Source organism: Actinomadura sp. NPDC049753, assembly GCF_040674655.1.
GTDB lineage: Bacteria > Actinomycetota > Actinomycetes > Streptosporangiales > Streptosporangiaceae > Spirillospora > Spirillospora verrucosospora.
Genome location: NZ_JBFARL010000314.1, coordinates 1 through 6,284, shown reverse-complemented (window position 1 = coordinate 6,284; position 6,284 = coordinate 1). Strand labels below are relative to the sequence as shown.

The window sequence follows — 6,284 nt, the reverse complement described above, 5'->3', positions numbered from 1 at the left end:
GGGTCTCCAAACACGGAGGCGGCCATGGCCCCGGCACGGGGACCATGGCCGCCAGCGTCATCACAGGCAGATCGTGATGCTGTGGGAGCTGTGGCAGAGCAGGCTGAGGCTGCTGTTGCCGCCGCCGCCGCCGTTCTCGCTCACCATCCCCTGAAGGTCGAGAAGCGCCATGTTCTTCACCTCCTTTCGGGCTGGATAGAGGTGGCCGCCGTGGGGGTTCCCACGGGGGGCCGGTGCGCCGTCCCGAGGAACGGCAGTCCTGGAGCCGGGTCGTGGAGGGCCGCGCCGAGCGCGAGCAGCACCCCGGCGGTGCCGGTCGCGAGGTCCATCGACAGTCGGTACATGTGCTCGCCCGGCATCGCCAGCCCGCCCGCGTACGGCAGGGCGTGCCAGGCGAGGTCGCGGACGTGCCCCGCCACGCGCGCCCCGTCCTGCGGGCCGAGGCCCGACCGGGCGTGCCGGGCCAGGTAGATCAGCATCCCGGCGCGGCCGCTGAACAGGCTCGGCTGCGCGTAGTACCGGGACGTCGCGGCCACGCGGACGGCGTCGCGCGCCGCCTCGAACCGCTCGTCGGGCCGATGGGCCAGGTACTCGTCCAGGACGAGGCCGATGCCGACGCTGCCGCGGCCGAGGTAGGGCAGCACCCGGCTGCCCTGGTCGACGTGGAGGGCGCCGTTGCGGTCGGTGACGCATGCGGCGAGGTCGCGGCGCAGCGCCGAGGCGGCCAGGTCGAGCAGCTCGGGGCTCCCGTCGCGCTCGTAGGCGCGGACGAACATCAGCGCCGCGCCGGCGCCGCCGTACATGAGGCCGGGACGCCCGCCGCCCCCTCCGCCGGACCGCCCGGCCACGATCTCCACGCAGCGGCGGGCCGCCTCGCGCAGGGACACGTCGCCGGTCGCGCGGGCGAGGTGGTCCAGGCCGAGCGCGAATCCGGGCAGGCCGCCGTAGAGGTCGTCGCCGAGCCGCTCCCACCGTTCGCCCAGGCAGTGCCGGACGGCGGCGAGCGCGGCGTCCCGGTGGCCGAGGCGCGACAGCACGTACGCCGCGCCCATCAGGCCGTCGTACAGGCCGATCCCGGTCCCGCGCCGCGGGTTCGACGCCCGCTCCGCCAGCCACTCCTCGTGGGCCGGGAACCGGCCGGCGCCCGTCGCGTCCAGCGCGTACAGGACACCCGCGGCGCCGTGCGCGAGCCCGAGCGACGCGCCGGAGAACTGCTCCACGTCGCCGGGGAAGAGCCGGTCGGCGCGCTCGGGGGTGGCGCTTTCGAGGATCGCCCGCGAGAGGGCGTCCCTGGCGCGCTCCCAGCCGCCGGAGTCCGGAGTGAACGCCGGCGCGGGGGCGGGCGCGGCGTCCCGGGCGATCTGCGCGACCGCCTCGTCGAGGAACGCCCGGGGGACGGGGAAGTTCTCGGCGATCAGGTCGGCGAGCTGCCGGGCCTTGCCCCGGTCGATCACGAACAGCGTGGTCAGCGGGACGAACAGGGCGAGCCGCAGGCAGGCGAGGCTGTAGCGGTCGACGTCGGTGCCGCGCCGGTCGGGCGGGGCGAGGAACGCGGGGTTGGCGAGGGTCTGCCGGCCGCCGTCGGCCGCGGGCGCGGCCGTCTCGAAGTCGATCAGCGCGACCGAGTCGTCCGGGCGCACCATCACGTTGAACATGTGCAGGTCGTTGAAGACCACGCCGCGGTCGTGGATGGCGGCGATGACGCGTTCCACTCCCTCGTGGACGCGCAGCGCCCACTTCGTGTACTCGGCGGTCTTCGCGGGATCGGGCTCGGGATCGAGCATCGGGTGCCGTTCGGCGAAGAACGTGTTGAGCGTCCGCCCCTCGATGAACTCCTGGACCAGGAAATGGTGCTCGCCGAGCGTGAACCAGTCGAGAACGGCGGGCACGCCTTCGATTCCGTCGAGCTTTTCCAGCACGTCCCGCTCGCGCCGCAGCCGGGTCACCGCGTCCGCGCCGTCGGCGGCCAGGCCCGCATAGGGCCGGCCTTCTTTCAGCACCACTTTCGCGCCGCTGCGGGTATCGGTCGCCGCGTAGACGCCGCCCCCGTTTGAGAAGTGGAGGGCCTTGTCGATCCGGTAGGGAAGATCGGTCGTCGTCGTGGCGCCGCGTGCTTTGAGATGCGATTCCAGGCAGGCGGGAAGGCTCACCCAGTCGGGAACGGAGAAGACGGGATCGCGCCGGTCCGGCACCAGTTCCCCGGAGCCGTCGCGCAGCGCGGGCACGAGCCGGCCCTGCTCGTCCAGGCACCGGCGCTCCGCGAAGCCGCCGTACCGGACGTGCAGCGGGCCCTCGCCGATGCGCAGGTCACTGAGGATGTACGGGCCGGGCAGGCCGTCCAGCCGCGCGCCGAGGCCGGCGAGCACCTCCGCCAGCTCGTCCTCGTCCGCGGGGTAGACCGTGACGAGTTTCCCGCTCGCCCCGCGCGGCGCGTACTTGGCGTTGCGCCTGCGGAGCGTTCCCGGGCCGCGCAGATGCTTGAACTCGATTCCCCGGGCCACGCAGTACTCCCATGTCCCCGCGAGCGCCTCCACGGCGCTTTCGGGACATCCGGAGACATGCACTTTCCAGCCCTGCTCGGGAGCGCGCTGAACCGGCGGCACATAGACGACCCATTCGTCGCCGAAGACCTTTTCCCACCCCTCGGGGAGTTCCCGGCGCGTGATGTCGAAGTCGGTGCTGCGGGTCACCGGCGGAGCATCGTAGAAGAGCTCGTCTGCGAGGCAGTAAAGCTCGTACCCCTTGTCCACGCCCGTCTCCCCTTCCTCGTGCTCCGATTGCCGGGCCGCACGTGGAAAAGAATTGCAGTCATGTCGGAAATGGACCAGTAGCGGACCTCACGAATGACCCGTGAAGATGTACCGTCCGCCGCTGTGTGCCCGTCACGCGCCGCCTTCCGCGCTGGTATTGAAACAGGTTCTAGTTCCTGCGTAGGCTGTGCGGGCGGTGAGGCGACGGACCGGAGGTGACGCCGGTGATCTCGGAGCGGTTCCGAATCGACGGCAGGGTGGCGGTGGTGACCGGCGCGGGCCGGGGGATCGGGGCGGCCACCGCGGTCGCGCTCGCCCAGGCGGGCGCCGACGTGGTGATCTCCTCCCGGACGCGCGAGCAGCTCGACGAGGTCGCCGCCGGGATCGAGGCGGCCGGACGGCGGGCCCTGGTGGTCCCCTCCGACCTCGCGGAACCTGAATCCGCCGCCGAGCTGGCCGACCTCGCCGCGCGCGAGTTCGGGCGCCTGGACATCGTGGTGAACAACATGGGCGGCGCCATGCCCGCCGCCTTCCTGGACACCTCGCCCCGGCAGATGGAGAAGGCGTTCCGGTTCAACGTCGGCACCGCGCACGCGCTGACCCGCTCGGCCGTCCCGCACCTGCTGAAGGCCGACGGCGGCAGCGTCGTCAACATCTCCTCGGCCATGGGGCGGATCGCGGGCCGCGGCTACCTGGCCTACGGCAGCGCCAAGGCGGCCCTCGCCCACTACACCCGGCTCGCGGCGTTCGACCTGGCCCCGCGCGTGCGCGTCAACGCCGTCGCGGTCGGCTCCGTCGCGACGTCCGCGCTCGACGTCGTCATGACCAGCGACGAGCTGCGCACCGAGATGGAGCGCAGGACGCCGCTGCGCCGCGTCGGCGAGCCCGAGGACGTGGCCGCCGCCGTCCTCTACCTCGCCTCGCCCGCCTCCGCCTACGTCACCGGCAGCGTGCTGCGCGTGGACGGCGGCATCGACGCCCCCAACCTCGACCTCGGCATGGAGGACCTGTGACCTACCGCGTCGTCCAGTGGAGCACCGGCAACGTCGGGCGGCACGCGATCGCCGGCATCGACGCCCGGCCCGACCTCGAACTCGCCGGGGTGTGGGTCTCCAACCCGGCCAAGGCCGGCCGGGACGCCGGGGACCTCGCGGGCCTCGGCCGCGACCTCGGCGTCACCGCCACCGGCGACGCCGAGGCGCTGCTGGCCCTGCGGCCCGACTGCGTCGTCTACACCTCGATGGCCGACGTCCGGCTGATGGAGGCGATCGACGACCTGTGCCGCATCCTGCGCGCCGGGGTGAACGTCGTCTCCAGCAGCCCCGTCTTCCTGCAGTTCCCGGACGGCGTCGTCCCGCCCGAGATGTCCGACCCGGTGCGCGAGGCGGCGGCGGCCGGCGGCGCGTCCCTCTTCGTCAACGGCATCGACCCCGGCTTCGCCAACGACGTGCTCCCGCTCGCCGTCACCGGCATCAGCGAGCGCATCGAGCAGGTGCGCTGCATGGAGATCCTCAACTACAACACCTACGACCAGGCCACGGTCCTGTTCGACATCATGGGCTTCGGCCGCCCGATGGACGACGCCCCGATGCTGCTGCAGCCCGGCGTCCTCACCATGGCGTGGGGGAGCGTCGTCCGGCAGATCGCCGCCGGCCTCGGCGTGGAGCTGGACGGGATCGCCGAGTGGCACACCCGCCTGCCCGCGCCCGAGACCTTCGCCGTCTCCGCCGGGACCATCGAGAAGGGCACGGCCGCCGCCCTGCGGTTCGAGGTGCGGGGCATGCGCGGCGGCGAGGCCGTCGTCGTCCTGGAGCACGTCACCCGGCTCCGCGACGACCTCGCCCCCGACTGGCCGCAGCCCGCCGGCGCGGGCTGCTACCGCGTCGAGGTCCGCGGCGAGCCGAACTACACGGTGGACCTGCGGCTCCTCGGCACCGACGGCGACCACAACACCGCGGGCCTGAAGGCCACCGCGATGCGCCTGGTCAACGCCGTCCCCGCCGTCGTCGAGGCGCCCCCCGGCCTGCTCACCGCCCTGGACCTGCCGCTGATCCCCGGCCGCGGCCTCCTCCGGGCGTGCGCCCCCTAGAACTCCAGGGCGTCCAGGAGCGGGACGAGCCGCTCCTCCTCGCGGTCGAGGTGCGCCTCCAGCGCGGCCGTGAGCCGGTCGACCTCGGCGAGCAGCGACGCGGAGTCGCCGGCGTCCAGGACGCGGCGCAGCTCCTCCAGCAGCGCGCTGATCGTCTCGTGCTCGTCCCTCAGCTCCGCCAGCGCCGGTGCGAGCTCGGGGTGGCGCCGCTCCAGCACGGGGAACATCTGCTGGTCCTCGCCCATGTGGTGGTGGCCGAGCCCCTGGCACACGGTCAGGCAGTTGACCCGCAGCTGAGCGCCCACGGCGGCCCCGGACGCGGCCACCTCCTTCCGGATCAGCTCCAGCTCCCCGCGGAACGCGTCGTGCACCGCGACCAGCATGGCGCTGGGCGACTCCGGTCCGGCGGGCGGTCCGGCGGCGGCCTGGACCAGGGCGACGACGGGCAGCGTCCGCCCCGACTTCTCCTCGTACTCGGCCCAGCCGGGATCGGCCTCGGCCGCCCGCGCGAAGGCGCGGTCGCGCTCGTCCCCCTCCAGGACGACCGCGTCGGCCTCGTAGGCGAAGGCGCCGCTCTCGACCGTGACGCGCGGGTTGGCCACCAGGTTGTGGTACCAGGCCGGGTTCCTCGGCGAGCCCCCGGCCGAGCCGATGACCAGGACGCGCCCGACGCCGTCGGGCAGGTAGCCGAGCGGCGTGGTGTGCGGGGCGCCGGTGCGGGCCCCGGTGGTGGTCAGCAGGAGCAGCCGCCCGCCCTCGAACGGACCGCCGACCCGCCCGCGGTTCGCGCGGAACTCCTCGATGACCTGCTTGTTGAAATCCATTTGTCTCCTGTTTTCGGGCATGGCGAACAAGCCGCGGAAAAGAACACGCGGCCGCGGCTCGGGAAAGGTGGTGAAAGGGCGTGCCGGAAGTCGGGCATGCCTGATGACGTCGCGCTGCGCGCACGAAGGACGATGCGCTGCGCGCGCGGAAGGTGAAGAGGAAAGGGGAGTGGAAGAGGCGGGCCTCGGGCCCGCTCCGGCCTCACTCGGAGGCCGGGAACCTCACTCGCTCGTGGCCCATGGCCGACCCGGCAGTCACGAAATGCACATTACCGGCGCCCGGTCCGCCATTGCAAGATCAGATCCCCTCGCGGTGGGCGACGGCGGCGGCCTGGGTGCGGCTGGAGACGTTCAGCTTGCCGAGGATGTTCGACACGTGCACGCTCGCCGTCTTGGGGGAGATGAACAGCGCCGCCGCGATCTCCCGGTTGTTGCGGCCCTCGGCGACGAGCTTCAGCACCTCCCGCTCGCGCCCGGTGAGGGAGGCGAGCGGACCGGACGGCCCGGTCCGCGGCGCCGCGCCCGGGTCCCCGTCGAGGGTCCACCCGAGAGTCACAGTGATCTCCGGCCAGGGGTGGTACACGCCCTGCTGGTGCGACCGGTGTCCCTGGGCGTTGTGGA

General features: G+C 73.1%; 6 protein-coding genes. 2 read left to right on the top strand and 4 right to left on the bottom strand.

Annotation, left to right across the window (positions count from 1 at the left end; translation table 11 throughout):
* Positions 1–60 precede the first annotated feature (60 nt).
* Both AB0K37_RS39575 and lanKC read right to left on the bottom strand, forming a co-directional pair.
* Positions 61–171, bottom strand: a complete 111-nt coding sequence (locus tag AB0K37_RS39575; RefSeq protein WP_089315262.1) for a SapB/AmfS family lanthipeptide — start codon at positions 169–171, stop codon at positions 61–63.
* A gap of 5 nt (positions 172–176) precedes the next feature.
* The gene (lanKC, locus tag AB0K37_RS39570) at positions 177–2,750 is read right to left on the bottom strand and encodes a class III lanthionine synthetase LanKC (RefSeq protein ID WP_363990644.1); all 2,574 of its coding nucleotides are present in this window, start codon (positions 2,748–2,750) and stop codon (positions 177–179) included.
* A 224-nt stretch (positions 2,751–2,974) separates the two neighbouring features.
* On the opposite strand from lanKC, the gene AB0K37_RS39565 reads away from it, so the two are divergent.
* Together AB0K37_RS39565 and AB0K37_RS39560 are read left to right on the top strand one after the other, a co-directional pair.
* Positions 2,975–3,763 carry an SDR family oxidoreductase gene (locus AB0K37_RS39565; protein ID WP_363990641.1) on the top strand — a complete coding sequence of 263 codons (789 nt, stop codon included), beginning with the start codon at positions 2,975–2,977 and terminating at the stop codon, positions 3,761–3,763.
* Positions 3,760–4,839, top strand: a complete 1,080-nt coding sequence (locus AB0K37_RS39560; protein WP_363990638.1) for a dihydrodipicolinate reductase — start codon at positions 3,760–3,762, stop codon at positions 4,837–4,839. Before AB0K37_RS39565 ends, AB0K37_RS39560 begins: the two co-directional genes overlap by 4 nt.
* Here AB0K37_RS39560 and AB0K37_RS39555 read toward each other — a convergent pair.
* Both AB0K37_RS39555 and AB0K37_RS39550 read right to left on the bottom strand, forming a co-directional pair.
* A complete protein-coding gene (locus AB0K37_RS39555; RefSeq protein ID WP_363990635.1) occupies positions 4,836–5,663 on the bottom strand; it encodes a nitroreductase/quinone reductase family protein in 828 nt (275 codons plus the stop codon). The two genes, AB0K37_RS39560 and AB0K37_RS39555, sit on opposite strands and share 4 nt — an antisense overlap.
* Before the next feature lie 298 nt (positions 5,664–5,961).
* The coding region (locus AB0K37_RS39550; protein WP_363990633.1) for a response regulator transcription factor at positions 5,962–6,284 on the bottom strand (323 nt) is incomplete at its 5' end.